We start from the raw sequence: 23,008 nt of genomic DNA on the forward strand, positions 1-23,008 counted from the left end.
AGCCACGAAGGAGACTCAGCAGGCAGACGGCGACCAGAACAGGTCTAAACCATTTGCCCGTCGACCCTTGTCATCGGCCCCCCGGGTCTGATGAGCTGTGGCCTGGGACACAACGGACAACCCTGAGAAAGGGAGATGTCGTGAGCAACGAATCCTTGGCCAACCTGCTCAAGGAAGAACGCAGGTTCGCACCCCCCGCCGACCTGGCCGCGAACGCCAACGTCACGGCAGAGGCGTACGAACGGGCCAAGGCTGACAGGCTCGGCTTCTGGGCCGAGCAGGCCCGCCGGCTGACCTGGGCGAAGGAACCGACCGAGACGCTCGACTGGTCGAACCCGCCGTTCGCCAAGTGGTTCAAGGACGGCACGCTGAACGTCGCCTACAACTGCGTCGACCGGCACGTGGAGGCCGGCAACGGCGACCGCGTCGCCATCCACTTCGAGGGCGAGTCCGGCGACGGCCGCGCCATCACCTACGCCCAGCTCAAGGACGAGGTCTCCAGGGCCGCCAACGCCCTGCTGGAGCTGGGTGTGCAGAAGGGCGACCGGGTCGCCATCTACATGCCGATGATCCCCGAGACCGCGATCGCGATGCTGGCCTGCGCCCGCATCGGCGCCGCGCACTCGGTCGTCTTCGGCGGCTTTTCCTCGGACGCGCTGGCCACCCGCATCCAGGACGCCGACGCCCGTGTCGTCATCACCGCCGACGGCGGCTACCGGCGCGGCAAGCCGTCCGCGCTGAAGCCGGCCGTCGACGAGGCCGTCGAGCGCGCCGGGATCGTCGAGCACGTGCTCGTCGTCCGCCGCACCGGCCAGGAGGTCGCCTGGGACGACTCCCGCGACAAGTGGTGGCACGAGACCGTCGACAGCCAGTCCGCCGAGCACACGCCCGAGGCGTTCGAGGCCGAGCACCCGCTGTTCATCCTGTACACGTCCGGCACGACGGGTAAGCCCAAGGGCATCCTGCACACCTCCGGCGGCTACCTCACGCAGACGGCGTACACGCACTGGGCCGTCTTCGACCTGAAGCCGGAGACCGACGTCTTCTGGTGCACCGCCGACGTCGGCTGGGTCACCGGGCACTCGTACATCGTCTACGGCCCGCTCGCCAACGGCGCCACCCAGGTCATGTACGAGGGCACCCCGGACACCCCGCACCAGGGCCGCTTCTGGGAGATCGTGCAGAAGTACGGCGTGACGATCCTCTACACGGCGCCCACCGCGATCCGGACGTTCATGAAGTGGGGCGACGACATCCCCGCGAAGTTCGACCTGTCCTCCCTGCGCGTCCTCGGCTCGGTCGGCGAGCCGATCAACCCCGAGGCGTGGATCTGGTACCGCAAGAACATCGGCGCGGACGCCACCCCGGTCGTCGACACCTGGTGGCAGACCGAGACCGGCTCGATGATGATCACCCCGCTGCCGGGCGTCACCCACGCCAAGCCCGGCTCCGCCCAGCGCCCGCTGCCCGGCATCTCGGCCACCGTCGTCGACGACGAGGCCAACGAGGTGCCCAACGGCGGCGGCGGATACCTGGTCCTCACCGAGCCGTGGCCGTCGATGCTGCGCACCATCTGGGGCGACGACCAGCGGTTCATCGACACCTACTGGTCGCGCTTCGAGGGCAAGTACTTCGCGGGCGACGGCGCCAAGAAGGACGACGACGGCGACATCTGGCTCCTCGGCCGGGTCGACGACGTGATGCTCGTCTCCGGGCACAACATCTCCACCACCGAGGTCGAGTCGGCCCTCGTCTCCCACCCGTCGGTCGCCGAGGCGGCCGTGGTCGGCGCGGCGGACGAGACCACCGGCCAGGCCATCGTCGCCTTCGTGATCCTGCGCGGCGCGGCGGCGGAGAGCGAGGACCTGGTCGCCGAGCTGCGCAACCACGTCGGCGCCACCCTCGGCCCGATCGCCAAGCCCAAGCGGATCCTGCCGGTGGCGGAGCTGCCGAAGACCCGCTCCGGCAAGATCATGCGCCGCCTGCTGCGCGACGTCGCGGAGAACCGGCAGCTCGGGGACGTCACGACCCTGACGGACTCGACGGTCATGGACCTCATCCAGTCCAAGCTCCCGGCGGCGCCCAGCGAGGACTGAGCCGAGGACGGAACCTGGGACTGAGCCACGCACACCGAGGGCGCCCGGCGTCGCGCACGCGCCGGGCGCCCTCGCTCTGTGTGACGTCCGGGTCCCGGGTAAGCTGGGAGAACGTAAGAGACTCATCAAGATCCTTTTCAGGATCCTCATGGTGCGCCGGGAAGTCTGGTCGGCACGTGTTCCGTGCTGCCCACCCACCGGAGGTTCTTCCCCGTGACCGCGCCCCGCACCCCCCGCAAGGCCTTCGGACGGCTGTCCCTTCCGGAGCGCACCTACCTCGCGGATGCGCTGCGCACCGAGACCGTCGGCGGCGTCCTGCTGCTGCTCGCCGCGATCGCCGCCCTGGTGTGGGCGAACATACCGGCGCTGCACGACAGCTACGAGAGCGTCAGCCACTTCCACTTCGGCCCCGGGGCCCTCGGTCTCAACCTGTCGGTGGCGCACTGGGCGGCCGACGGACTCCTCGCGATCTTCTTCTTCGTCGCCGGTATCGAGCTCAAACGCGAACTGGTCGCCGGTGACCTCAAGGACCCCAAGGCCGCGGCGCTCCCGGTGGTGGCGGCGCTGTGCGGCATGGCCGTACCGGCGGTCGTCTACACGGTCACCGCCACCGCCGGCGGCGGCTCACTGTCCGGCTGGGCCGTGCCGACCGCCACCGACATCGCCTTCGCGCTCGCCGTGCTCGCCGTCATCGGGACGTCGCTGCCCAGTGCCCTGCGCGCCTTCCTGCTGACGCTCGCCGTGGTGGACGACCTGTTCGCCATCCTGATCATCGCGGTCTTCTTCACCGACACCCTGAACTTCGCCGCGCTGGGCGGCGCGGTCGTCGGCCTCGTCGTCTTCTGGTTCCTGCTGCGCAAGGGCGTACGCGGCTGGTACGTGTACGTCCCGCTCGGCCTGGTGATCTGGGGCCTGATGTACAACAGCGGCATCCACGCCACCATCGCCGGTGTCGCGATGGGCCTGATGCTGCGCTGCCACACGCGCGAGGGCGAGGACCACTCCCCCGGCGAGCGCATCGAGCACCTCGTGCGCCCCCTGTCGGCCGGCCTGGCCGTGCCGCTGTTCGCCCTGTTCAGCGCGGGGGTGGCCGTCTCCGGCGGGGCGCTCGCCGACGTGTTCACCAAGCCGGAGACCCTCGGCGTGGTGCTCGGGCTCGTCGTCGGCAAGACGCTGGGCATCTTCGGCGGCACCTGGCTGACCTCACGCTTCACCAAGGCCTCGCTCAGCGACGACCTGGAGTGGGCCGACGTGTTCGCGGTGGCGACCCTGGCCGGCATCGGGTTCACCGTCTCGCTGCTCATCGGCGAGCTGGCCTTCGAGGGCGACACCGCGATGACCGACGAGGTCAAGGCCGCCGTGCTGTCCGGCTCGCTGATCGCCGCGGCGCTGGCCACGGTGCTGCTGAAGATCCGCAACGCCAAGTACCGGGGGATGGTCGCGGAGGAGGAGCGCGACGACGACCTCAGCGGTGTCCCGGACATCTACGAGGAGGACGACCCGGCGTACCACCTGCGCATGGCCGCCCTCCTCGAGAAGAAGGCCGCCGAGCACCGCCGGATCGCCGAGGAGATGGAGTCGGCACGGCTTGCCGAAGTGACGGGCGGGGCAGGCGAGGAGGACGACCGTCCGGCATGATCTGACGAGACGGTACAAAAGACGGAACCGTACTCAGAAGAGCCAGCAGAAGAGGGAGACCGCGATGAGCGCACCCGACGGCAGCCCGGTCGGCACCGAACGCAGCATCGGCCAGCTGTTCGCCTCGGCGACCACCGAAATGTCGGCGCTCGTGCACGACGAGATCGCACTGGCGAAGGCGCAGCTGAAGCAGGACGTCAAGCGCGGGGCGACGGCGGGCGGCGCGTTCTCCGCCGCGGGCCTGCTCCTGGTGTTCTCGCTGCCGATGCTGAGCTTCGCGCTGGCCTACGGCATCCGGACCTGGAGCCACTGGAACCTCGCGGTCTGCTTCCTGCTGTCCTTCGCCGCCAATGTCCTGATCGCCGGCCTCCTGGCCCTGATCGGCATCGTCTTCGCGAAGAAGGCCAAGAAGGGCCGCGGACCGCAGAAGGTCGCCTCCTCGGTGAAGCAGTCGGCGGGCGTCCTCCAGAACGCCAAGCCGCACCCGCGTCCGGAACTGCCCGCGGACCGGTCCCCCGAGGCGATCGAGGCTGTGGCACGCTCGTCCTCATGACGGGCTCCACCACCCCTTCGGGGCAATCCCCCTCGCCGCAGCACCCCAACCCCACCTCGGTCGTACGCCTCGGCATCCCCGGCGGGCCCGAGGTGACCCACCGGGACGTCGCGGCCAACGGCGCCCGCTTCCACATCGCCGAGCTGGGCGACGGGCCGCTGGTGCTGCTGCTGCACGGCTTCCCGCAATTCTGGTGGACCTGGCGGCACCAGCTGGTGGCGCTCGCCGACGCCGGTTTCCGTGCCGTCGCCATGGACCTGCGCGGCGTCGGCGGCAGCGACCGCACCCCCCGCGGCTACGACCCGGCAGGGCTCGCCCTCGACATCACCGGCGTGATCCGCTCCCTCGGCGAGCCGGACGCCGCGCTGGTCGGTCACGACCTCGGCGGCTATCTGGCCTGGACGGCCGCCGCGATGCGCCCCAAGCTCGTACGGCGGCTCGCGGTGTCCTCGATGCCGCACCCCCGGCGCTGGCGCTCGGCCATGCTCGGGGACGTCCGCCAGAGCCGGGCGGGCTCGTACATCTGGGGCTTCCAGCGCCCTTGGGTGCCGGAGCGTCAACTGACCGCGGACGACGGCGCGCTGGTGGGCCGGCTGCTCCACGACTGGACCGGGCCGCGGCTGCTGGACGACGAGGCGGTGGCGGCGTACCGCCGCGCCATGTGCATCCCCTCCACCGCGCACTGCTCCGTCGAGCCGTACCGCTGGCTGGTGCGCTCCCTGGCCCGCCCGGACGGCATCCAGTTCTACCGCCGCATGAAGCGGCCGGTGCGCGTGCCGACCCTGCACCTGCACGGCTCCCTCGACCCCGTGATGCGGACGCGGAGCGCCGCCGGGTCGGGGCAGTACGTCGAGGCGCCGTACCGCTGGCGGCTGTTCGACGGGCTCGGGCACTTCCCGCACGAAGAGGATCCGGTCGCGTTCTCCACCGAACTGATCAACTGGCTGAAGGATCCCGAACCCGACCGGTGACCGTTTCGTGAGCGATCGGTCACCGAACGGACGCACCCGGTATCCGAACCGGAACGCTTGTCCTATGAACGGCCACTTGCCCGGCGCATAGGCCAATTGGGGGCCCCGGAAGCGGTTATCGACCTTGGGGCGGGGGCACACGTCCGGGTATGGGCTGGACGCACGACTACAGTGACGTAGCACGCGACGGCCGCTCCACGAGCGGCGTGAGCAGCACCCACCGACGCGGCGGCACCCCGCAACTCGCGGGTGCGGAGCTGCGGGTGGGCATTCCGCGCATCCTGCGCCGCCGGGCCCGCTGGGTGTCCGTACGCCTGCGCCACCCACGGACCTGAGGGACCCGGGACACCGCACCGGCGCCCCGGCACGCAGACGGTCCCGCAACGGGCGGGCCTAGAGCGCGCAGCTGTCGCTGTCCACCTGCTGGTCGGCCGTGCGGCCCTTGCCGATGTCGTCGCGGATCTCGTCCGCGGTGAGCGCGTACCCGGTGTCGGGGTCGTCCAGGGACTTGGCGAAGACCACGCCGTAGACCTCGCCCTCCGGGGTCAGCAGCGGGCCGCCCGAGTTGCCCTGACGGACGGTCGCGTACAGGGAGTAGACGTCCCGGCGGACGGTGTCGCGGTGGTAGATGTCCGGGCCGTTGGCCGTGATGCGCCCGCGCACCCGGGCGGCACGGACGTCGTACGCCCCGTTCTCCGGGAAGCCCGCGACGATCGCGCCGTCGTTGCGCTCGGCGTCCTCGTCCTCGTCGGTGAACCGCAGCGCGGGCGCGTCCAGTTCCGGCACGTCCAGTACGGCGATGTCGCGCCGCCAGTCGTAGAGGACGACCGTCGCGTCGTACTTGCGGCCCTCGCCCCCGATCTGCACCGTGGGTTCGTCGACGCCGCCCACGACATGGGCGTTGGTCATGACGCGGCGGTCGGCGAAGACGAAGCCGGTGCCTTCGAGGACCTTGCCGCAGTCGGGGGCGGTGCCCATGACCTTGACGATGGAGCGCTTGGCGTTGACGGCGACCGGGCTGTTCGCCAGCGCCGGGTCGGGTGACGGTGTGTCGAGGACCGGCTCGTTGGAGAACGGGCTGAAGACCTGCGGGAAGCCGTTCTTGTCGAGGACCGAGGTGAAGTTGTCGAACCAGTTGTCCGCGCCGGCGGGCAGCACCTCCTGTATGCCAGCCAGCACCGTGGACTGCCGCACCTCCTTGCCGACCGTCGGCATCGTGGTCCGCGCCAGGGCGGAGCCGAGCAGCCAGGCGACCAGGAGCATGGCGACGACGTTGACCAGGGCGCCGCCGGTGGCGTCCAGGGCGCGGGCCGGGGACCACGTGATGTAGCGGCGCAGCTTGTTGCCCAGATGGGTCGTCAGGGCCTGGCCGACCGAGGCGCACACGATGACGACGACGATCGCGACGACGGCGGCGGTGGTGCTCACCTCCGCGTCGTCCGTCAACGCGTCCCAGATCACCGGCAGCAGGTAGACGGCGACGAGACCGCCGCCGAGGAAGCCGATCACCGACAGGATGCCGACGACGAAGCCCTGCCGGAAGCCGACGATCGCGAACCAGACGGCGGCCAGCAGCAACAGGATGTCCAGCACGTTCACCGATTCAGGCCTCGTCTTGTCGTCTGCGGTACGCAGGCCACCCTGTCATGCGCGCCAGTCCAGCGGGACCTGCTTCTCCCGGTCCCAGGGCCGCTCCCAGCCCGCGAAGTGCAGCAACCGGTCGATGATGCCGGCGGTGAAGCCCCACACGAGCGCCGATTCGACCAGGAATGCCGGGCCTCGGTGACCGCTGGGGTGGATCGTCGTCACCCGGTTGGCGGGGTCCGTGAGATCCGCCACGGGGACCTTGAAGACGCGCGCGGTCTCGGCCGGATCGACGACACCGACCGGGGTGGGCTCGCGCCACCAGGCGAGCACCGGCGTGACGACGAAGCCGCTCACCGGGATGTAGAGCTTGGGCAGGACACCGAAGAGCTGGACGCCGGACGGGTCCAGCCCGGTCTCCTCCTCGGCCTCGCGCAGGGCGGCCCGCAGCGGCCCGTCACCACGCGGATCCCCGTCCTCGGGGTCGAGGGCGCCGCCGGGGAAGGCGGGCTGGCCCGGGTGGGAGCGCAGGGAGCCGGCCCGCTCCATGAGCAGCAGCTCGGGGCCGCGGCCGGCCTCCTCGCCGTCCGGGCCCTCGCTCCTGCCGTCGCCGAAGAGGATCAGGACGGCGGACTGGCGGCCGGCGCCGTCCGCCGGCGGCAGGAAGCGGCTGAGCTGGGTGGGCCGGACCGTCTCGGCCGCCCGCACCACCGGGTCCAGCCAGCCGGGCAGGCCCTCCTTGCTGAGCATCGCGTCCCGAGCGCTGAGCACCCCGTCCCGAGCGTGGCCCCGCGTGGGCCCCTGCGTGTCGCTCACCCGTGTCATCTCCACCCCCGTCCTGCAGACTCCAACGCCAGACGCCCCCGAGATCGTTCCGTCACCCGGCCCCCAGCGGCGGCGCCGGCTTCCCGCCCGCGTCCAGGTACGCCTGCGGGGGCTTCAGCCGCTGCCCCGGCAGGCCGCCCTTCTCGTACTTGAGCAGCTTCTTCGCCTTGTCCGGGTCCGTCTCGCCCTCCCCGTACGCCGGGCACAGCGGGGCGATGGGGCAGGCACCGCAGGCGGGCTTGCGGGCGTGGCAGATGCGGCGGCCGTGCCAGATCACGTGGTGGGAGAGGTCGGTCCAGTCGCTCTTCGGAAAGAGCGCGCCGACGGCGGCCTCGATCTTGTCCGGGTCGGTCTCCTCGGTCCACCGCCAGCGCCGCACCAGACGCTGGAAGTGCGTGTCCACGGTGATGCCGGGACGGCCGAACGCGTTGCCGAGCACGACGAAGGCGGTCTTGCGGCCCACGCCGGGCAGCTTGACGAGGTCTTCGAGGCGCCCGGGGACCTCGCCGCCGAAGTCCTCCGCCAGGGCCTTGGACAGCCCTATGACCGACTTGGTCTTGGCCCGGAAGAAACCGGTCGGGCGCAGGATCTCCTCGACCTCCTCGGGGACGGCGGCTGCCAGGTCCTCCGGGGTGGGGTACTTGGCGAAGAGGGCGGGCGTCGTCTGGTTGACGCGCAGGTCGGTGGTCTGGGCGGACAGCACCGTGGCCACGACCAGCTGGAACGGGTTCTCGAAGTCCAGCTCCGGGTGGGCGTACGGATAGACCTCGGCCAGCTCGCGGTCGATACGGCGGGCGCGGCGCACCAGCGCGGTGCGCGACTCGCCGCGCGGCGGCTTCGCGGCGACGGTCTTCGCCGGGGCGACGCCCTTGACGGCCGCGGCGGCCTTCTTCGGAACGACGGCGGGCTTCTTCGCGGGCGCCTGCCGCTTCATGGGCGCCGCCTTCTTGGCTGCGGCCTTCTTGGCAGTGGCCTTCTTGGCTCCAGCCTTCTTGGCAGCGGTCTTCTTGCCGGCGGGCTCTTCGGCAGCGGCCTTCTCTACGGCGGTCTTCTCTGCGGCGGCCCCCTTGGCCGAGGCCGTCTTCTTGCTCGCGGAGGACTTCTTCACGGCACCCTTCTCCGCAGTCACCCTCTTGGCAGGCACTGCCTTCTTCGTCGCTTTTGCCGTTTTCCTACCGCCATCGGAGCCCTGTTCGCCCACAGCGGAATCACGCCGTGCACTCACCCTCGCATCCCCCTGAGCCTGTGCTCTCACCGGCGATTTGGACACCCGGCCAGCCTACGGCCCGGCACCGACATCCGCCCCGGACCTCGAAGATCGGCGCCCAATTGGACCCCTGCCGCGTACCCCGGGACATCGGTGCGGCATCCTTGTGACAGATCACACTGTTTGGACTGTCCGGCAAAATGGGCACCACGGACCCCTGGTACACCGGGGGAACAAGATCCTCTGAGCCGGTCGACAAGGAGAGAACTCGTGGACGACGTTCTGCGGCGCAACCCGCTCTTCGCGGCGCTCGACGACGAGCAATCCGCGGAGCTCCGCGCCTCCATGAGTGAGGTGACCCTCGCCCGCGGCGACACCCTGTTCCACGAGGGGGACCCCGGAGACCGCCTCTACGTGGTCACGGAAGGCAAGGTCAAGCTCCACCGCACGTCCCCGGACGGGCGCGAGAACATGCTGGCCGTCGTCGGTCCCAGCGAGCTGATCGGCGAGCTGTCGCTCTTCGACCCGGGCCCGCGCACGGCGACCGGCACGGCGCTGACCGAGGTCAAGCTGCTGGCCCTCGGCCACGGCGACCTCCAGCCCTGGCTGAACGTCCGCCCCGAGGTCGCCACCGCCCTGCTGCGCGCCGTCGCGCGCCGCCTGCGCAAGACCAACGACGCCATGTCCGACCTGGTCTTCTCGGACGTTCCCGGCCGCGTGGCCCGCGCCCTGCTGGACCTCTCGCGCCGCTTCGGCGTGCAGTCCGAGGAGGGCATCCACGTGGTGCACGACCTGACGCAGGAGGAGCTGGCCCAGCTGGTCGGCGCGTCCCGCGAGACGGTCAACAAGGCGCTGGCGGACTTCGCCCAGCGCGGCTGGCTCCGTCTGGAGGCCCGCGCGGTGATCCTGCTGGACGTGGAGCGGCTGGCCAAGCGCTCCCGCTGACGCCGGCAGCGCCCGGGGAGGCCGGGAGAACCCGGACGCCCCGGGAGGAGCAGGACGCCCCGAGGAGCCCCGGGGGAGCTATTCGGGCCGCTGGATGAGCCCGTGCTCGCCCAGGTACTCCAGCTGCGCCCGCACCGACAGCTCCGCCGCCGGCCACAGCGAGCGGTCGACGTCCGCGTACACGTGGGCGACGACCTCGCCCGGCGTGCGGTGGCCGTCCTCCACCGCCGTCTCGACCTGGGCGAGCCGGTGGGCCCGGTGGGCCAGGTAGTACTCCACGACGCCCTGCGCGTCCTCCAGGACGGGGCCGTGCCCCGGAAGCACCGTGTGCACCCCGTCGTCGGCCGTGAGCGACCTGAGCCTGCGCAGCGAGTCCAGGTAGTCGCCGAGACGGCCGTCGGGATGGGCCACCACCGTCGTGCCGCGGCCGAGGATCGTGTCGCCCGTCAGGACGGCCCGGTCGGCCGGGAGATGGAAGCACAGCGAGTCGGCCGTGTGCCCCGGCGTCGGTACGACCCTCAGTTCCAGGCCGCCCACCCCGATCACGTCCCCCGCGGCCAGCCCTTCGTCGCCCAGCCGCAGCGCCGGGTCCAGCGCACGCACGTGCGTGCGCGTCAGCTCGGCGAAACGCGCGGCGCCCTCCGCGTGGTCCGGGTGACCGTGCGTCAGGAGCGTCAGCGCGACCCGCTTGCCGGCCCGCTCGGCCGTGTCGACGACGCGCCGCAGGTGGGTGTCGTCCAGTGGGCCCGGGTCGACGACGACGGCCAGGTCGGAGTCGGGTTCGGCGAGGATCCAGGTGTTGGTGCCGTCCAGGGTCATCGCCGAGGCGTTGGGCGCGAGGACGTTCACCGCGCGCGCGGTGGCCGGTCCCGACAGGACGCCGCCGCGCGGCTGTCCGGGCAGTGCTGCTGCGTCGGTCATGCGGAGGCTCCCCCGGTCGGGTCCGAAGGGGTCGGCTCCGAAGGGGTCGGCGCCGAGGCCGTGTGCGTGCTCGGGACGTGCTTGGTGAACTCGTCGTGCCCCGGCCAGGACAGGACGACCTCGTCGCCGGACAGCCGGGCGCGGGCCAGCACCGGCGTCATGTCGCGGCCGGGCGCCGACGCCAGCGCCTCGGCCGCCGTGCCGCACGCCGCGAGGCCGCGCAGGGTCGCGACGGTGGGCGGCATCATCAGCAGCTCGCCCCGGTCGTAGCCGGCGGTGGCCTCCGCCGGCGTGATCCACACCGTGCGGTCGGCCTCCGTGGAGGCGTTGCGGGTGCGCTGGCCCTCGGGGAGCGCGGCCACGAAGAACCAGGTGTCGTAGCGCCGGGACTCGAACTCCGGGGTGATCCAGCGCGCCCAGGCGCCCAGCAGGTCGGAGCGCAGGACGAGACCCCGACGGTCCAGGAACTCCGCGAAGGACAGCTCGCGGTCGACCAGGGCGGCCCGGTCGGCCTCCCAGTCGGCGCCGGTCGTGTCGCCGACCACCGAGTCGCCGGTCGGTCCCGCGAGCAGGACGCCGGCCTCCTCGTACGTCTCCCGTACGGCCGCGCAGACGATTGCCTGGGCGCCCGCCTCGTCGACGCCGAGCCGGTCCGCCCACCACGCGCGCGTGGGGCCCGCCCAGCCGATGGCGCGGTCGTCGTCGCGCGGGTCGACCCCGCCGCCCGGATAGGCGTACGCGCCGCCCGCGAACGCCATGGAGGTGCGCCTGCGCAGCATGTGCACGGCGGGACCGGACCCGGTGGCGCCGGTGTCCCTGAGGAGCATGACGGTGGCCGCGCGCTTCGGGGTGACCGGGGTGAGGGTGCCGGCCGCCAGCGCGCGGATGCGGTCCGGCCACTCCGGTGGGTACCACTGACCATTCGCCTGACCATTCGCCATGGCCGGAGGCTATCCGGTGACGGGCGGATGTTCGAGTGGCCCCCGGGACCGGGTGTGCGTCAGGCGGGCAGCCCGGTCAGCCACTCGGTGAGCAGCCGGTTCGTCTCCTCGGGACGCTCCTGCTGGAGCCAGTGGCCGCAGCCGTCGAGGATGTGGGAGCCGCTCAGGCCGGGCAGGGTGACCGGATACGCCTCGATCGCCTCGGACAGCCAGGTGGTGGAGGCGTCCAGGCCGCCGCCGAGGAAGAGCGACGGCTGAGTGATCGGGGCCCCCTGGTACGCGGCCAGGTCGGCCCAGTCGCGGTCCATGTTCCGGTAGCGGTTGAGGGCGCCGGTCAGGCCGGTGCGCTCGAACTCCCCGGCGTAGACGTCCAGGTCCTCCTCGGAAAGCCAGGAGGGCAGCCCCCCGCCGGCCGGGAACCGGTCGCGCATCGTGCCGCCGGGGGCGACGAGGTGCGGGTCGGGTGCCTCCGGGCCCGGCATGGTGTCGGCGGACAGGGCGGCGTAGAGGCCGGCGAGCCAGCCGCGTACGTCGGGCTCGATCTCCGCCTCGGCGCGGCCGGGCCGCTGGAAGTAGGAGACGTAGAACTCCTGCCCGGCGAAGGGCCCGGCCGGGTCGCTCATGCCGGCGAAGACCTCGCTCGGCCTCGGCCCGCCCGGCGGCGTGTACGGCACGCTGAGCAGGCCCACCGCGCGGAACACGTCCGGCCGCAGCAGCGCGGAGTGCGAGGCGATGTTCGAACCCCAGTCGTGGCCGACGATCACGGCCGAGCTCTCCCCCAGGGCCTCCACCACGGCGACGTTGTCCGCCACCAGGTCGAGCATCCGGTACGCCTCGACGGCGTCGGGCCGGGAGGAGCGCCCGTAGCCGCGCACGTCGACGGCGACGGCGCGGAACCCGGCGGCGGCCAGGGCGGGCAGCTGGTGGCGCCAGGAGTACCAGGACTCGGGGAAGCCGTGCACGAGCAGGACCAGCGGCCCGCTGCCCTGCTCCACCAGGTGGATCCGGCCGGCGGGCGAGGGCACCAGGCGGTGAACGGGCTGGTCGGCCGGCTGGGCGGTCACGGGCGGCTGCGGCATGGTTCCTCCTGGCGCATACGGTCGGTACGGCCCCGGTACGGGCCGGGGCCGCCGACCGGGGCCGGCGCCCGCTCCGTACGGGGCACGGAACCGATCCTGCGAGGTCCAAGCGGCGGGTGCGAGCTTTGTTGCCGGCCTGGCAACGCGCGCCGCACCCGGCGTCCGCTACGACTGGACGAGCTCCACCTGGATCTCGACCTCCACCGGCGCGTCCAGCGGGAGGACCGCCACGCCGACGGCGCTGCGTGCGTGCACGCCCTTGTCGCCGAGGACCTCGCCCAGGAGTTCGCTGGCGCCGTTGACCACACCGGGCTGGCCGGTGAAGTCGGCCGCCGACGCGACGAAGCCGACGACCTTGACGACCCGCGCGACCCGGTCCAGGTCGCCCGCGACGGACTTCACGGCGGCCAGGGCGTTCAGCGCGCAGGTGCGGGCCAGCTCCTTGGCCTCGTCCGGGGTGACCTCGGCACCGACCTTGCCGGTGACGGGGAGCTTGCCCCCGAGCATCGGCAGCTGGCCGGAGGTGTAGACGTACGGGCCGGACTGCACGGCCGGCTGGTAGGCGGCCAGCGGCGGGACGACCTCGGGCAGCGTCAGACCGAGCTCGGCGAGCTTCGCCTCGACGGCGCTCACGCCTGCTTCTCCCGCTTCAGGTAGGCCACGAGCTGCTCGGGGTTGTTCGGCCCGGGCACGACCTGGACGAGCTCCCAGCCGTCCTCGCCCCAGGTGTCCAGAATCTGCTTCGTGGCATGGACGAGCAGCGGCACGGTTGCGTATTCCCACTTGGTCATGCGGCCGACTCTAGCCGTTGGCCGGGGCACCTCCACGACCGCTGTCCGGGGGCCGTCCGCGGCCTGGGTCCAGGGGCCTTCCGCGACCCCGGTCCGGGCTCCTCGGCGGGCCGGCCGGAGCGACGTTGTCCACAGCCACCGGCGTACTCCGCGCGCGGACTGGTTACGCTCGAATACGTGAGCAGGCTCCAGGTCGTCAGCGGCAAGGGCGGTACCGGTAAGACCACGGTGGCCGCGGCCCTCGCGCTGGCCCTGGCCACCGAGGGGAAGCGCGCGCTTCTCGTCGAGGTCGAGGGCCGCCAGGGCATCGCGCAGCTCTTCGAAACGGAGGCGCTGCCTTATGAGGAGCGGAAGATCGCCGTCGCTCCGGGTGGCGGGGAGGTGTACGCCCTCGCCATCGACGCCGAACTGGCCCTTCTGGACTACCTCCAGATGTTCTACAAACTGGGCAGCGCCGGACGGGCCCTGAAGAAGCTCGGCGCCATCGACTTCGCGACGACCATCGCGCCGGGGGTCAGGGACGTCCTGCTGACCGGCAAGGCGTGCGAGGCGGTCCGACGCAAGGACAAAAAGGGACGGTTCGTGTACGACTACGTCGTCATGGACGCCCCGCCGACCGGCCGCATCACGCGCTTCCTGAACGTCAACGACGAGGTGGCCGGGCTCGCGAAGGTCGGCCCGATACACAATCAGGCGCAGGCGGTGATGCGGGTGCTGAAGTCGCGGGAGACCGCGGTGCACCTGGTGACGCTGCTGGAGGAGATGCCGGTCCAGGAGACCGTGGACGGCATCGCCGAGCTGCGCACGGCGCGGCTCCCGGTGGGCCGGGTCGTCGTCAACATGGTCCGGCCCCAGGTCCTGGACGCCACCGACCTGGAACTCGTCCGGGACACCCCGCGTACGGCGCTGGCCCGGTCGCTGTCCGGGGCCGGGCTCGGCGGGGCGCGGCGGGGCGGGCACGCCGAGCGTCTCGTGGACCCGCTGCTCGCGCAGGCCGGGGAGTACGCGGAGCGGTACGCGCTGGAACAGGAGCAGCGGGCGGTCCTCGGCGAGCTGGGCCTGCCGACGCACGAACTGCCGCTGCTGGCGGAGGGCATGGACCTGGCCGGCCTGTACGAACTGGCCACCGAGCTGCGGAAGCAGGGGATCGCATGAGTCCCGAGGACCCGGCCCGTCACCGGGAGGGCGCGCGGCCCCTGACGGCCGCGCGCGTGCTCGACGTCGACCACCTGCTGGAGGACCCGCAGACCCGCATCGTCGTGTGCTGCGGTTCGGGCGGGGTGGGCAAGACGACCACGGCGGCGGCCCTGGGCCTGCGCGCGGCCGAGCGCGGCCGCAAGGTGGTCGTCCTCACCATCGACCCGGCCCGGCGGCTCGCCCAGTCCATGGGCATCGACTCGCTCGACAACACCCCGCGCCGGGTGAAGGGCGTCGACGACGCGGCCGGCGGCGAGCTGCACGCCATGATGCTCGACATGAAGCGGACCTTCGACGAGATCGTCGAGTCCCACGCGGACCCCGAGCGGGCCGCGGCGATCCTGGGCAACCCCTTCTACCAGTCGCTCTCTGCGGGCTTCGCGGGCACGCAGGAGTACATGGCGATGGAGAAGCTGGGGCAGCTGCGGGCGAAGGACGAGTGGGACCTCATCGTCGTCGACACGCCGCCGTCCCGCTCGGCGCTGGACTTCCTCGACGCGCCCAAGCGCCTCGGCTCCTTCCTGGACGGCAAGCTGATCCGCGTCCTGCTGGCCCCGGCGAAGGCCGGCGGCCGGGCCGGCATGAAGTTCCTGAACGTCGGCATGTCGATGATGACCGGCGTCCTGGGGAAGGTGCTGGGCGGGCAGTTCCTCAAGGACGTGCAGACCTTCGTGGCCGCGATGGACTCGATGTTCGGCGGGTTCCGCACGCGCGCGGACGCGACGTACAAGCTGCTCCAGGCGCCCGGGACGGCGTTCCTGGTGGTCGCCGCGCCGGAGCGGGACGCGCTGCGCGAGGCCGCGTACTTCGTGCAGCGGCTGGCGGCCGAGGACATGCCGCTGGCCGGTCTGGTGCTCAACCGGGTCCACGGCAGCGGGGCCGACCGGCTGTCGGCCGAGCGGGCACTCGCCGCCGCGGAAAATCTTGAGGATCCCCGCATTGTGGATCAGGACGACGGGAAAGCTGGAGTTCGTACCTCCCCCGGCAACTCTCCCGAGACTGACGGCAGTTCAGGATCGGCCGACCAAGAACCCGGCGACCCGTCCCTCGACACCACAGGTGATGCACCGGCCGAAGGACCGACCGACACACCGGAGCGCTCCGTCGACGCGCTCGCCGCCGGACTGCTGCGGCTGCACGCGGAGCGCATGCACCTGCTCGCCCGAGAGCAGCGCACACGTGACCGCTTCACCGCGCGTCACCCCGAGGTGGCGGTCACCGAGGTGGCCGCGCTCCCCGGCGACGTGCACGACCTCGCGGGCCTGCGGGACATCGGGGCACGCCTGGCGACCGGCCGGCCCGAGCTGCCCGAGCCGGGCGCCTGATCCGTCCCTGGGGAAGCCCTGGCCGGGCTCAGCCCACGGCCGCGTAGTTCTCGTACACCTCGTCGTCCTCGAGGGGCACGATGCCGGCCCCTCGTTCGTACTCCGTCCGCGCCGTCTCGAGGAGCCGGCGCCAGGAGGTCACGGTGGGCCGCCTGCGCAGCAGCGCGCGGCGTTCCCGCTCCGTCATTCCTCCCCACACGCCGAACTCGACGCGGTTGTCGAGCGCGTCGGCCAGGCACTCGGTCCGCACCGGACATCCGGTGCACACCGCCTTGGCCCTGTTCTGCGCTGCTCCCTGAACGAACAGTTCGTCCGGATCAGTAGTGCGGCAGGCGGCCTGCGCACTCCAGTCGGTTACCCAGCCCATACCGGCGCCGTCCTCTCCCGAATCGAGGCTCCCCCACGGCGGCAGCGGCATATTCACCGCCGCCAGTTGAGGACGTTACGGAAGGTGGGCACAGCGCAACACCCCCTTCGGGCCCAATCTTGAATGGCCCGAACGGACTATGGGTAAACGGCAGATCACCCGGGGGAGTGAGCTGGCGACATGCGCGACTATCCCGACATACGGGTCATCTCTGTTTCGCCACAACGGACACCGATTGACACACGAGGCGGATTCGGACACGCATCCCACACGCCGTGGCACGCACCGGTACACACCAACGCGCCCCCCAGCGGGGCCCCTCGAAAAAAATCGAGCAGATCCGGAACGATTCGGGGTCTCCGGACGTATTGATACGTGGCCTCACTGCTGTGACAGTTGAGTGCAGCTTAGGCCAAGGCATATACGCGTGTCCGGCGAATGAGAACGTAGGCTGCCTCCATGCCAAAGAAGCGCTCGGGCGGTGGTCTGTCGCCAACGCAACAGGCCGCCAAGTTCCTCGGTGTCAGTGTGCTCGCGGGAGCAGTGCTGGCCGGCATCGCGTTGCCCGCCGTGGGCGCGCTGGGGCTGGCCGCCAAGGGGTCGGTGGAGGGCTTCGACGCCCTCCCGGCCAACCTGAAGACTCCCCCGCTGAGCCAGCGCACCACCATCCTCGACGCCGAGGGCGGGACCATCGCCACGGTCTACTCGCGCGACCGGACGGTGGTCGACCTCAAGGACATCTCGCCCTACATGCAGAAGGCGATCGTCGCCATCGAGGACTCGCGCTTCTACGAGCACGGCGCGATCGACCTCAAGGGCGTCCTGCGCGCCCTCAACAAGAACGCGCGCAGCGGCGAGGTCTCCGAGGGCGCCTCCACGCTGACCCAGCAGTACGTCAAGAACGTCTTCGTGGAGGAGGCCGGCGACGACCCGACGAAGGTCGCCCAGGCCACCCAGCAGACCATCGGCCGCAAGATCCAGGAGCTGAAGCTCGCGATCCAGGTCGAGGAGGAGCTGGGCAAGAAGAAGATCCTCGAGAACTACCTGAACATCACGTTCTTCGGCCAGCAGGCCTACGGCGTCGAGGCCGCCTCCCAGCGGTACTTCTCCAAGCACGCCAAGGACCTCAACGTCCAGGAGGCCGCCCTCCTGGCCGGCATCGTCCAGTCGCCCAGCCGCTACGACCCGGTCAACGACGAGGCCGAGGCCACCAAGCGGCGCAACGTCGTGCTGAACCGCATGGCCCAGGTCGGCGACATCTCCACGGCCGAGGCCGAGAAGGCGAAGAAGGCACCGCTCGGGCTGAAGGTCAGCAAGCCCAAGAACGGCTGCATCACGGCCGTGAAGAACGCCAGCTTCTTCTGCGACTACGTGCGCGAGGTGTTCCTGAGCGACAAGGTCTTCGGCAAGACCCGCAAGGACCGGGCCAAGGTCTGGAACCAGGGCGGCCTGACCATCCGCACCACGCTCGACCCGCACGCCCAGGCGTCGGTGCAGCAGTCGCTCAAGGACCACGTGAACCAGTCGGACTCGGTCGCCGCCGCGAGCACCCTGGTCGAGCCCGGCACCGGCAAGGTCCTCGCCATGGGCCAGACGAAGCCGTACGGCTACGGCAAGAACGAGACCGAGATCAACTACTCGGTCGACCACGGCATGGGCGGCTCCAACTACGGCTTCCCGACCGGCTCCACGTTCAAGCCGTTCGTCGCGGCGGCCGCGCTGGAGGAGGGCCGCCCGGCCACCCAGGAGTACTCGTCGCCGTACGAGATGCCCTATCCCGAGCCCGTGCAGACGTGCAGCGGGAAGCCCTGGATGAACACGGCCGGCGAGAAGGTCCCCAACGAGAGCGAGTCGGAGGTCGGCCCGTACCGGCTGAAGGAGGCGATGGCCCTCTCGGTCAACACCTACTTCGTCCAGATGGTGGCGGACATCGGTCTGTGCCCGGTGATGAAGATGACGGACGCCCTGCACGTCGTGCAGGGCAGCGGCGACAAGCTCCCGGAAGTCCCCGCCGTCTCCCTCGGCTCCAAGGGCGTGGCCCCGCTGACGATGGCGAGCGCGTACGCCGCCTTCGCCTCCCGGGGCATGTACTGCACGCCGATCGTGATCGAGTCGATCACCCAGAAGATCGGCAACAAGCAGAAGTCGCTCGACGTGCCGAAGTCGACCTGCTCGCGCGCGATGAGCGAGAAGACCGCGGACACGGTGAACACCCTGCTGCAGGGCGTGGTCGACTCCGGCACCGGTAAGGCGGCCGGTCTCACCGACCGTGCCAACGCGGGCAAGACGGGTACGACCGACGAGCGCAAGAACGCCTGGTTCGTCGGCTACACGCCGAACCTGTCGGGTGCCGTCTGGGTGGGCAGCGCCTCGCAGCAGGTGCAGATGAAGAACATCACCATCGGCGGGCAGTACCACGATCTGGTCTTCGGTGGCGCGGTCCCGGGTCCCATCTGGAAGGACGCCATGACGGGCGCCCTCGCGGGCAAGGACTCCCCCTCGTTCAACCTCGTCAACATCCCGGACGAGGACAAGGACAAGGACAAAAACAAGGACAAGGACAAGGACAAGGACCGCGACAAGGAGAAGCCCGACGACGGGAACAACGGCGACGACGGCTTCATCGGCGGCCTGACCGACGGCGGTACCGGCGACGGCGGACCGGGCGGCTTCCCCGGCGGCAACCTGATCCAGGGCCCGGGCAACGGGCCGGGCGGGCGGCGCTGACCCACCCCGGCGACAGCCACGGCCGGACGAAACGGTCCTTTCCCCAAATCCGGGGAGGGACCGTTTCCTTTTGTTTTCAAACCTATTCGACGTGATTACGCCAGCCGACGAGAGAGTCATTCCGTCCGCGCGACGCCGTGACATAGTCGCGTCTGGCCCCGCCACCGGGTGCCTTTTATTGCCGATGCCCATGGAGGGGAAATGAAACTCGGCTCACGGATCGGGGCCGTGCTCGGCGCACTGCTCAGCGCACTCACGCTGGTGCTCATGCTCCCCGGCTCGGCGCAGGCGCGGGCCCAGGCGTGCTACGGATTCGGCTGCGACGGTCACGACCCGAACATCCAGACGTGGCAGACGGGACCGGTCAGCCCCTACGGGCCCTACAACCTCGGCAGCTCCTTCCTGTACGAGCTGCGGTGGGGCAAGACCGACGGCGACCAGTACAGCTGGGCCCGGCTGCACTACATCAGCGGCTCCAACGAGCAGGACTGGAGCGTGTACGTCCAGCGCTGCACCAAGGACCAGTCCGAGTGCTACTGGCGGCTCGGCCTGAAGAAGGGCGGCGCCTCGGGCTGGACCGCCAAGATCCCGAGCGGGACGAACTACTACTGGACGCGCACCCCGATGTACTACAACCCCTCGACCCACATGATGCGGGCCTGCGTGGAGGACCCGTCGGGCGACCAGAGCTGCACCCCCTGGTACTGAGCCGGCCCGGTCGCCGCGACCACGGCGCCCCGCCGCGGGCGGAATGATGGAATTCCATCGTTCCGCCCTTTTGTCGCCCATCTTTCATTTGTTCATCTTCCCCGCGCGGCAGCGTTCATTTAAAATGGATCATGCCGAACAGGCATATAACAGCCGCACATCACATCGGGGTTCTTTTGACCGCCAGACCGGAGCCTTGCGCCGACCTTTCCGCCGTCGGCGACGACGACCGAAAAATTCTGCACCTCTTGTACGCGGGCTTCAGCGACGCCTCGATCGCCCGGCGGCTCGGCATGGGGCACCGCACGGTACAGCGCAGGATCCAGCGGCTCATGGAGCGGCTGCGGGCCAACGGACGAGTGGCGCTGGGCGCGCGGGCGCAGGAGCTGGGCCTGCTCCGCGCCCTGCGCCCGCCGTACGAGTCGGGAGGGCGTCCGCTGCGGCGGACACCCTCCCGCAACCCGTGAGGAGCCGTCGGGCTCAGCCGGCCAGGAGCTTCTTGACCGCCGCGGCGACCCGGCCGCCCTCGGCCTGACCGGCCACCTTCGGGTTCACGATCTTCATCACGGCGCCCATGGCCCGCGGCCCCTCGGCACCGGCCGCCTTCGCCTCCTCGACGGCCTGCGCGACGATCGCGTTCAGCTCGTCGTCGGAGAGCTGCTTCGGCAGGTAGGCGGCGAGTACCTCGCCCTCCGCCTTCTCCCGCTCGGCCTGCTCGGGGCGGCCGCCCTGGGCGAAGGCATCGGCGGCCTCACGGCGCTTCTTCGCCTCGCGGGTGATCACCTTCTGCACCTCGTCGTCGGAGAGCTCCCGCTTCTCCTTCCCCGCGACCTCCTCCTTGGTGATCGCGGCGAGCGTCAGCCGGAGCGTCGAGGAGCGGAGCTCGTCGCGCTCCCTGATCGCGGAGTTGAGGTCGTCGTGCAGCTTCGACTTGAGCGTGGTCATGGACCTGATTGTCGCAGGTGCGCGCGGGCCGGCGCCCGCTGATTTACGCGCCCCCGGAGAACGCGGGCCCCGGCGGACCGCCCGCCGCTCCTTCCCTCCCTCTTCTGACACGATGGACGTATGCGCGCGCGATACGGAGTACCCCTGGGAATCACGGCGGTTGGCGCCGCCGGTCTGATCTACGCGGCGGGGATCGAGCCCCGCTCCTTCCGCCTCCGGCGGGTGACGGTCCCCGTCCTCCCGTCCGGCATGCGCCCCCTGCGCGTACTCCAGGTCTCCGACATCCACATGGTCGGCGGTCAGCGCGGGAAGCAGCGCTGGCTGCGCTCGCTGGCCGGGCTGCGCCCCGACTTCGTGCTCAACACCGGCGACAACCTGTCCGACCCGGAGGGCGTCCCCGAGGTGCTGGACGCCCTGGGCCCCCTGATGGAGTTCCCGGGTGCCTACGTCTTCGGCTCCAACGACTACTACGGCCCCCGGCCCCGCAACCCCGCCCGGTACCTGCTCGAGAAGGTCCAGGGCCGCCACGGGCTGAACGGCAACCCGCCCGTCGTGGGCGCCGTCCACAACCCGTGGGAGGACCTGCGCGACGGTTTCGACGCCGCGGGCTGGCACAACCTCACGAACACCCGCGGCACGCTCAAGATCGAGGGCGTGTCGGTCGAGCTGACGGGGCTGGACGACCCGCACATCAAGCGGGACCGGTACACGGAGGTGGCCGGGGGCCCCTCCGACACGGCCGACTTCTCGATGGGCGTCGTCCACGCCCCGTACCTGCGCGTACTGGACGCCTACGCCGCGGACGGCTACCCCCTGATCGTCGCCGGCCACACCCACGGCGGCCAGCTGTGCATCCCCTTCTACGGCGCCCTGGTCACCAACTGCGACCTGGACACGGACCGCGTGAAGGGCCTGTCCACGCACACGTCCGGCGGCCGTACCTCCTACCTCCACGTCTCGGCGGGCTGCGGCGCGAACCGCTACACGCCGTTCCGCTTCGCCTGCCCACCGGAGGCGACCCTGCTGACGCTGGTGGGCCGGGACGACTGAACGGGTCCCGGGTGGGCTGGGAGGCCGGGGACGGGGGGCAGGGACGGGGGACGGGTGACCGGGGACGGCTGGCTGCCGGGGCGGGGTAGCGGGGTAACCCACACGGCCCACCCACATAGACCGCTATGTCCGTTCTGCCTACGTTGGGGCCATGACAGCCCCGATACCCAGGGACATCCCGGACCTCCCCCCGATCCCGGGTCACGTCGTCCTGCCGCCCACCGTCGTACCGGCCCGCGCCGTACTGATCCCGGCCCGCCGCCGCCTGGTGGCCGCCTACCGCGGCGCGATCGCCCTGCTGGCCCTGACCGGCGCAACGATCACACTCCTCACCGCCGACGGCCCGCCCACGACGGCCCTGAGCCACTTCACCGTCCAGAGCGGCATCCTGCTGGCCCTGGTCATGCTCGTCTCCGCCCGGTGCGCCTGGTCCGCCCACCACCCCCTGCCGGGCGCCCTCACCGGAGCGGCCCTCTTCTACGTCGTCGCCGCGGGCCTGGTCCACCACCTGCTCCCGGAGGGCGCGTCACCCCTGTTCACGACGCCGGACGCGGCCGGCCCGACCTGGCAGGCCGCCGCGACCCACATCCTCCACACGGCGGTGCCGCTGGCCGCGGCCCTGGACTGGCTCCTCTTCACCGCCCCCGGCCACCTGCACCTGCGCCAGGCCCCCGCGTGGCTCCTCTACCCCCTGGCCTACCTGGCCTTCGCCCTGACCCGCGGCGCGCTGCTCCCGTCCGGCTCCCAGGACCGCTACCTCTACCCCTTCCTCGACGTCGACCAGCACGGCTACAAGGGCGTCCTCGGCAACGCCCTCCTCGTGGGCCTCGCCCTGTACGCCCTGGCCGTCCTCCTGGTGGCCCTGGACCACGCCCGCCCGAGCCCGTTCCGCCGCCCCCGCTAAACCGGATTTCGTCTCCGGCCACCGGTGGGCTAAAGTAAACGACGTCGCCGCGACGAGCAGCGACGATCGGGGTGTGGCGCAGCTTGGTAGCGCGCTTCGTTCGGGACGAAGAGGTCGTGGGTTCAAATCCCGCCACCCCGACAGAGAGAAACACCAGGGCAGGGGCTTGATCCGCGTGCGGGTCGGGCCCCTGAGCTGTTTGTTGTGGACGACCTCTGACTGGTCCCCTGCTGC

23 protein-coding genes and 1 tRNA gene are annotated in these 23,008 nt (G+C 71.1%); 14 read left to right on the plus strand and 10 right to left on the minus strand.

Features of this window, described 5'->3' with window-relative positions; all coding sequences use genetic code 11:
* The first annotated feature begins 140 nt into the window (after nucleotides 1–140).
* The 5 genes from acs to D1J63_RS16885 all read left to right on the plus strand — a co-directional run bounded on the left by acs (nucleotide 141) and on the right by D1J63_RS16885 (nucleotide 5,593).
* Nucleotides 141–2,096 (plus strand): acetate--CoA ligase, encoded by a 1,956-nt coding sequence (gene acs, locus D1J63_RS16865; protein ID WP_125629642.1) that lies wholly within the window; start codon nucleotides 141–143, stop codon nucleotides 2,094–2,096.
* A 213-nt stretch (nucleotides 2,097–2,309) separates the two neighbouring features.
* Nucleotides 2,310–3,734, plus strand: coding sequence for a Na+/H+ antiporter NhaA (nhaA, locus tag D1J63_RS16870; RefSeq protein ID WP_102929387.1), 1,425 nt, complete (start codon nucleotides 2,310–2,312; stop codon nucleotides 3,732–3,734).
* A gap of 64 nt (nucleotides 3,735–3,798) precedes the next feature.
* Nucleotides 3,799–4,287: a phage holin family protein gene (locus D1J63_RS16875; protein WP_102929373.1), complete on the plus strand. Its 489-nt coding sequence runs from the start codon at nucleotides 3,799–3,801 to the stop codon at nucleotides 4,285–4,287.
* Nucleotides 4,284–5,258, plus strand: a complete 975-nt coding sequence (locus D1J63_RS16880; protein WP_102929372.1) for an alpha/beta hydrolase — start codon at nucleotides 4,284–4,286, stop codon at nucleotides 5,256–5,258. The genes D1J63_RS16875 and D1J63_RS16880 overlap by 4 nt, the downstream gene beginning before the upstream one ends.
* Before the next feature lie 149 nt (nucleotides 5,259–5,407).
* Nucleotides 5,408–5,593 (plus strand): hypothetical protein, encoded by a 186-nt coding sequence (locus tag D1J63_RS16885; RefSeq protein ID WP_078884646.1) that lies wholly within the window; start codon nucleotides 5,408–5,410, stop codon nucleotides 5,591–5,593.
* A 58-nt stretch (nucleotides 5,594–5,651) separates the two neighbouring features.
* Here D1J63_RS16885 and D1J63_RS16890 read toward each other — a convergent pair whose 3' ends face one another.
* From D1J63_RS16890 to nth, 3 genes are all read right to left on the minus strand, one after another.
* Complete coding sequence (locus D1J63_RS16890) at nucleotides 5,652–6,857, minus strand: MarP family serine protease (RefSeq protein ID WP_102929371.1); 1,206 nt, start codon at nucleotides 6,855–6,857, stop codon at nucleotides 5,652–5,654.
* A 45-nt stretch (nucleotides 6,858–6,902) separates the two neighbouring features.
* Nucleotides 6,903–7,592 (minus strand): CoA pyrophosphatase, encoded by a 690-nt coding sequence (locus tag D1J63_RS16895; protein ID WP_164713191.1) that lies wholly within the window; start codon nucleotides 7,590–7,592, stop codon nucleotides 6,903–6,905.
* A gap of 127 nt (nucleotides 7,593–7,719) precedes the next feature.
* Nucleotides 7,720–8,775, minus strand: a complete 1,056-nt coding sequence (gene nth, locus D1J63_RS16900; protein WP_164712862.1) for an endonuclease III — start codon at nucleotides 8,773–8,775, stop codon at nucleotides 7,720–7,722.
* A gap of 369 nt (nucleotides 8,776–9,144) precedes the next feature.
* On the opposite strand from nth, the gene D1J63_RS16910 reads away from it, so the two are divergent.
* Entirely contained in the window at nucleotides 9,145–9,819 is a 675-nt protein-coding gene (locus D1J63_RS16910) for a Crp/Fnr family transcriptional regulator (protein WP_003975365.1), read from the plus strand.
* A 78-nt stretch (nucleotides 9,820–9,897) separates the two neighbouring features.
* On the opposite strand, the gene D1J63_RS16915 is transcribed toward D1J63_RS16910, so the two are convergent.
* From D1J63_RS16915 to D1J63_RS16935, 5 genes are all read right to left on the minus strand, one after another.
* Nucleotides 9,898–10,740: an MBL fold metallo-hydrolase gene (locus D1J63_RS16915; protein ID WP_102929370.1), complete on the minus strand. Its 843-nt coding sequence runs from the start codon at nucleotides 10,738–10,740 to the stop codon at nucleotides 9,898–9,900.
* Nucleotides 10,737–11,681: an NUDIX hydrolase gene (locus tag D1J63_RS16920; RefSeq protein WP_125629648.1), complete on the minus strand. Its 945-nt coding sequence runs from the start codon at nucleotides 11,679–11,681 to the stop codon at nucleotides 10,737–10,739. The genes D1J63_RS16915 and D1J63_RS16920 overlap by 4 nt, the downstream gene beginning before the upstream one ends.
* Before the next feature lie 59 nt (nucleotides 11,682–11,740).
* Complete coding sequence (locus tag D1J63_RS16925; RefSeq protein WP_125629650.1) at nucleotides 11,741–12,760, minus strand: alpha/beta hydrolase; 1,020 nt, start codon at nucleotides 12,758–12,760, stop codon at nucleotides 11,741–11,743.
* A gap of 165 nt (nucleotides 12,761–12,925) precedes the next feature.
* Nucleotides 12,926–13,393: a RidA family protein gene (locus D1J63_RS16930; RefSeq protein WP_125629652.1), complete on the minus strand. Its 468-nt coding sequence runs from the start codon at nucleotides 13,391–13,393 to the stop codon at nucleotides 12,926–12,928.
* Entirely contained in the window at nucleotides 13,390–13,551 is a 162-nt protein-coding gene (locus tag D1J63_RS16935; protein ID WP_003975360.1) for a DUF4177 domain-containing protein, read from the minus strand. The genes D1J63_RS16930 and D1J63_RS16935 overlap by 4 nt, the downstream gene beginning before the upstream one ends.
* A 177-nt stretch (nucleotides 13,552–13,728) precedes the next feature.
* Between D1J63_RS16935 and D1J63_RS16940 the strand changes: the two genes are divergently transcribed.
* Both D1J63_RS16940 and D1J63_RS16945 read left to right on the plus strand, forming a co-directional pair.
* The gene (locus D1J63_RS16940; protein ID WP_125629654.1) at nucleotides 13,729–14,706 is read left to right on the plus strand and encodes an ArsA-related P-loop ATPase; all 978 of its coding nucleotides are present in this window, start codon (nucleotides 13,729–13,731) and stop codon (nucleotides 14,704–14,706) included.
* The gene (locus D1J63_RS16945; protein WP_125629656.1) at nucleotides 14,703–16,073 is read left to right on the plus strand and encodes an ArsA family ATPase; all 1,371 of its coding nucleotides are present in this window, start codon (nucleotides 14,703–14,705) and stop codon (nucleotides 16,071–16,073) included. Before D1J63_RS16940 ends, D1J63_RS16945 begins: the two co-directional genes overlap by 4 nt.
* 28 nt (nucleotides 16,074–16,101) lie before the next feature.
* On the opposite strand, the gene wblA is transcribed toward D1J63_RS16945, so the two are convergent.
* Complete coding sequence (gene wblA, locus D1J63_RS16950; RefSeq protein ID WP_176154443.1) at nucleotides 16,102–16,440, minus strand: transcriptional regulator WblA; 339 nt, start codon at nucleotides 16,438–16,440, stop codon at nucleotides 16,102–16,104.
* A gap of 459 nt (nucleotides 16,441–16,899) precedes the next feature.
* Here wblA and D1J63_RS16960 point away from each other — a divergent pair, with 459 nt between their 5' ends.
* From D1J63_RS16960 to D1J63_RS16970, 3 genes are all read left to right on the plus strand, one after another.
* Nucleotides 16,900–19,167: a transglycosylase domain-containing protein gene (locus D1J63_RS16960; protein ID WP_125629659.1), complete on the plus strand. Its 2,268-nt coding sequence runs from the start codon at nucleotides 16,900–16,902 to the stop codon at nucleotides 19,165–19,167.
* A gap of 201 nt (nucleotides 19,168–19,368) precedes the next feature.
* On the plus strand, nucleotides 19,369–19,875 hold the full coding sequence (locus tag D1J63_RS16965) for a hypothetical protein (RefSeq protein WP_125629661.1): 507 nt from the start codon (nucleotides 19,369–19,371) through the stop codon (nucleotides 19,873–19,875).
* A gap of 176 nt (nucleotides 19,876–20,051) precedes the next feature.
* Nucleotides 20,052–20,342, plus strand: a complete 291-nt coding sequence (locus tag D1J63_RS16970) for a LuxR C-terminal-related transcriptional regulator (protein WP_240798742.1) — start codon at nucleotides 20,052–20,054, stop codon at nucleotides 20,340–20,342.
* Nucleotides 20,343–20,355: 13 nt separating this feature from the next.
* Here the strand turns inward: D1J63_RS16970 and D1J63_RS16975 are convergent, their stop codons facing one another.
* A complete protein-coding gene (locus D1J63_RS16975; RefSeq protein ID WP_102929361.1) occupies nucleotides 20,356–20,820 on the minus strand; it encodes a GatB/YqeY domain-containing protein in 465 nt (154 codons plus the stop codon).
* A gap of 120 nt (nucleotides 20,821–20,940) precedes the next feature.
* Between D1J63_RS16975 and D1J63_RS16980 the strand changes: the two genes are divergently transcribed.
* The 3 genes from D1J63_RS16980 (at nucleotide 20,941) to D1J63_RS16990 (ending at nucleotide 22,915) form a co-directional block, all read left to right on the plus strand.
* Nucleotides 20,941–21,870, plus strand: a complete 930-nt coding sequence (locus D1J63_RS16980) for a metallophosphoesterase (protein ID WP_125629665.1) — start codon at nucleotides 20,941–20,943, stop codon at nucleotides 21,868–21,870.
* A gap of 151 nt (nucleotides 21,871–22,021) precedes the next feature.
* On the plus strand, nucleotides 22,022–22,774 hold the full coding sequence (locus D1J63_RS16985; protein ID WP_125629667.1) for a Pr6Pr family membrane protein: 753 nt from the start codon (nucleotides 22,022–22,024) through the stop codon (nucleotides 22,772–22,774).
* A gap of 67 nt (nucleotides 22,775–22,841) precedes the next feature.
* Nucleotides 22,842–22,915 (plus strand) — tRNA-Pro (locus D1J63_RS16990).
* Nucleotides 22,916–23,008: the final 93 nt, after the last annotated feature.

This window comes from Streptomyces sp. KPB2 (assembly GCF_003950055.1).
Lineage (GTDB): Bacteria > Actinomycetota > Actinomycetes > Streptomycetales > Streptomycetaceae > Streptomyces > Streptomyces salinarius.

Excerpts from the sequence above, each read along its gene's own strand:
- D1J63_RS16960 (WP_125629659.1), top strand. The coding sequence starts at position 16,900 with ATGCCAAAGAAGCGCTCGGGCGGTGGTCTGTCGCCAACGCAACAGGCC.
- D1J63_RS16980 (WP_125629665.1), top strand. The coding sequence starts at position 20,941 with ATGCGCGCGCGATACGGAGTACCCCTGGGAATCACGGCGGTTGGCGCC.
- wblA (WP_176154443.1), bottom strand. The coding sequence starts at position 16,440 with ATGGGCTGGGTAACCGACTGGAGTGCGCAGGCCGCCTGCCGCACTACT.
- D1J63_RS16985 (WP_125629667.1), top strand. The coding sequence starts at position 22,022 with ATGACAGCCCCGATACCCAGGGACATCCCGGACCTCCCCCCGATCCCG.
- D1J63_RS16925 (WP_125629650.1), bottom strand. The coding sequence starts at position 12,760 with ATGCCGCAGCCGCCCGTGACCGCCCAGCCGGCCGACCAGCCCGTTCAC.
- D1J63_RS16920 (WP_125629648.1), bottom strand. The coding sequence starts at position 11,681 with ATGGCGAATGGTCAGGCGAATGGTCAGTGGTACCCACCGGAGTGGCCG.
- D1J63_RS16895 (WP_164713191.1), bottom strand. The coding sequence starts at position 7,592 with ATGCTCAGCAAGGAGGGCCTGCCCGGCTGGCTGGACCCGGTGGTGCGG.
- D1J63_RS16885 (WP_078884646.1), top strand. The coding sequence starts at position 5,408 with ATGGGCTGGACGCACGACTACAGTGACGTAGCACGCGACGGCCGCTCC.
- D1J63_RS16915 (WP_102929370.1), bottom strand. The coding sequence starts at position 10,740 with ATGACCGACGCAGCAGCACTGCCCGGACAGCCGCGCGGCGGCGTCCTG.
- D1J63_RS16945 (WP_125629656.1), top strand. The coding sequence starts at position 14,703 with ATGAGTCCCGAGGACCCGGCCCGTCACCGGGAGGGCGCGCGGCCCCTG.
- D1J63_RS16975 (WP_102929361.1), bottom strand. The coding sequence starts at position 20,820 with ATGACCACGCTCAAGTCGAAGCTGCACGACGACCTCAACTCCGCGATC.
- D1J63_RS16965 (WP_125629661.1), top strand. The coding sequence starts at position 19,369 with ATGAAACTCGGCTCACGGATCGGGGCCGTGCTCGGCGCACTGCTCAGC.
- D1J63_RS16935 (WP_003975360.1), bottom strand. The coding sequence starts at position 13,551 with ATGACCAAGTGGGAATACGCAACCGTGCCGCTGCTCGTCCATGCCACG.
- D1J63_RS16880 (WP_102929372.1), top strand. The coding sequence starts at position 4,284 with ATGACGGGCTCCACCACCCCTTCGGGGCAATCCCCCTCGCCGCAGCAC.
- D1J63_RS16875 (WP_102929373.1), top strand. The coding sequence starts at position 3,799 with ATGAGCGCACCCGACGGCAGCCCGGTCGGCACCGAACGCAGCATCGGC.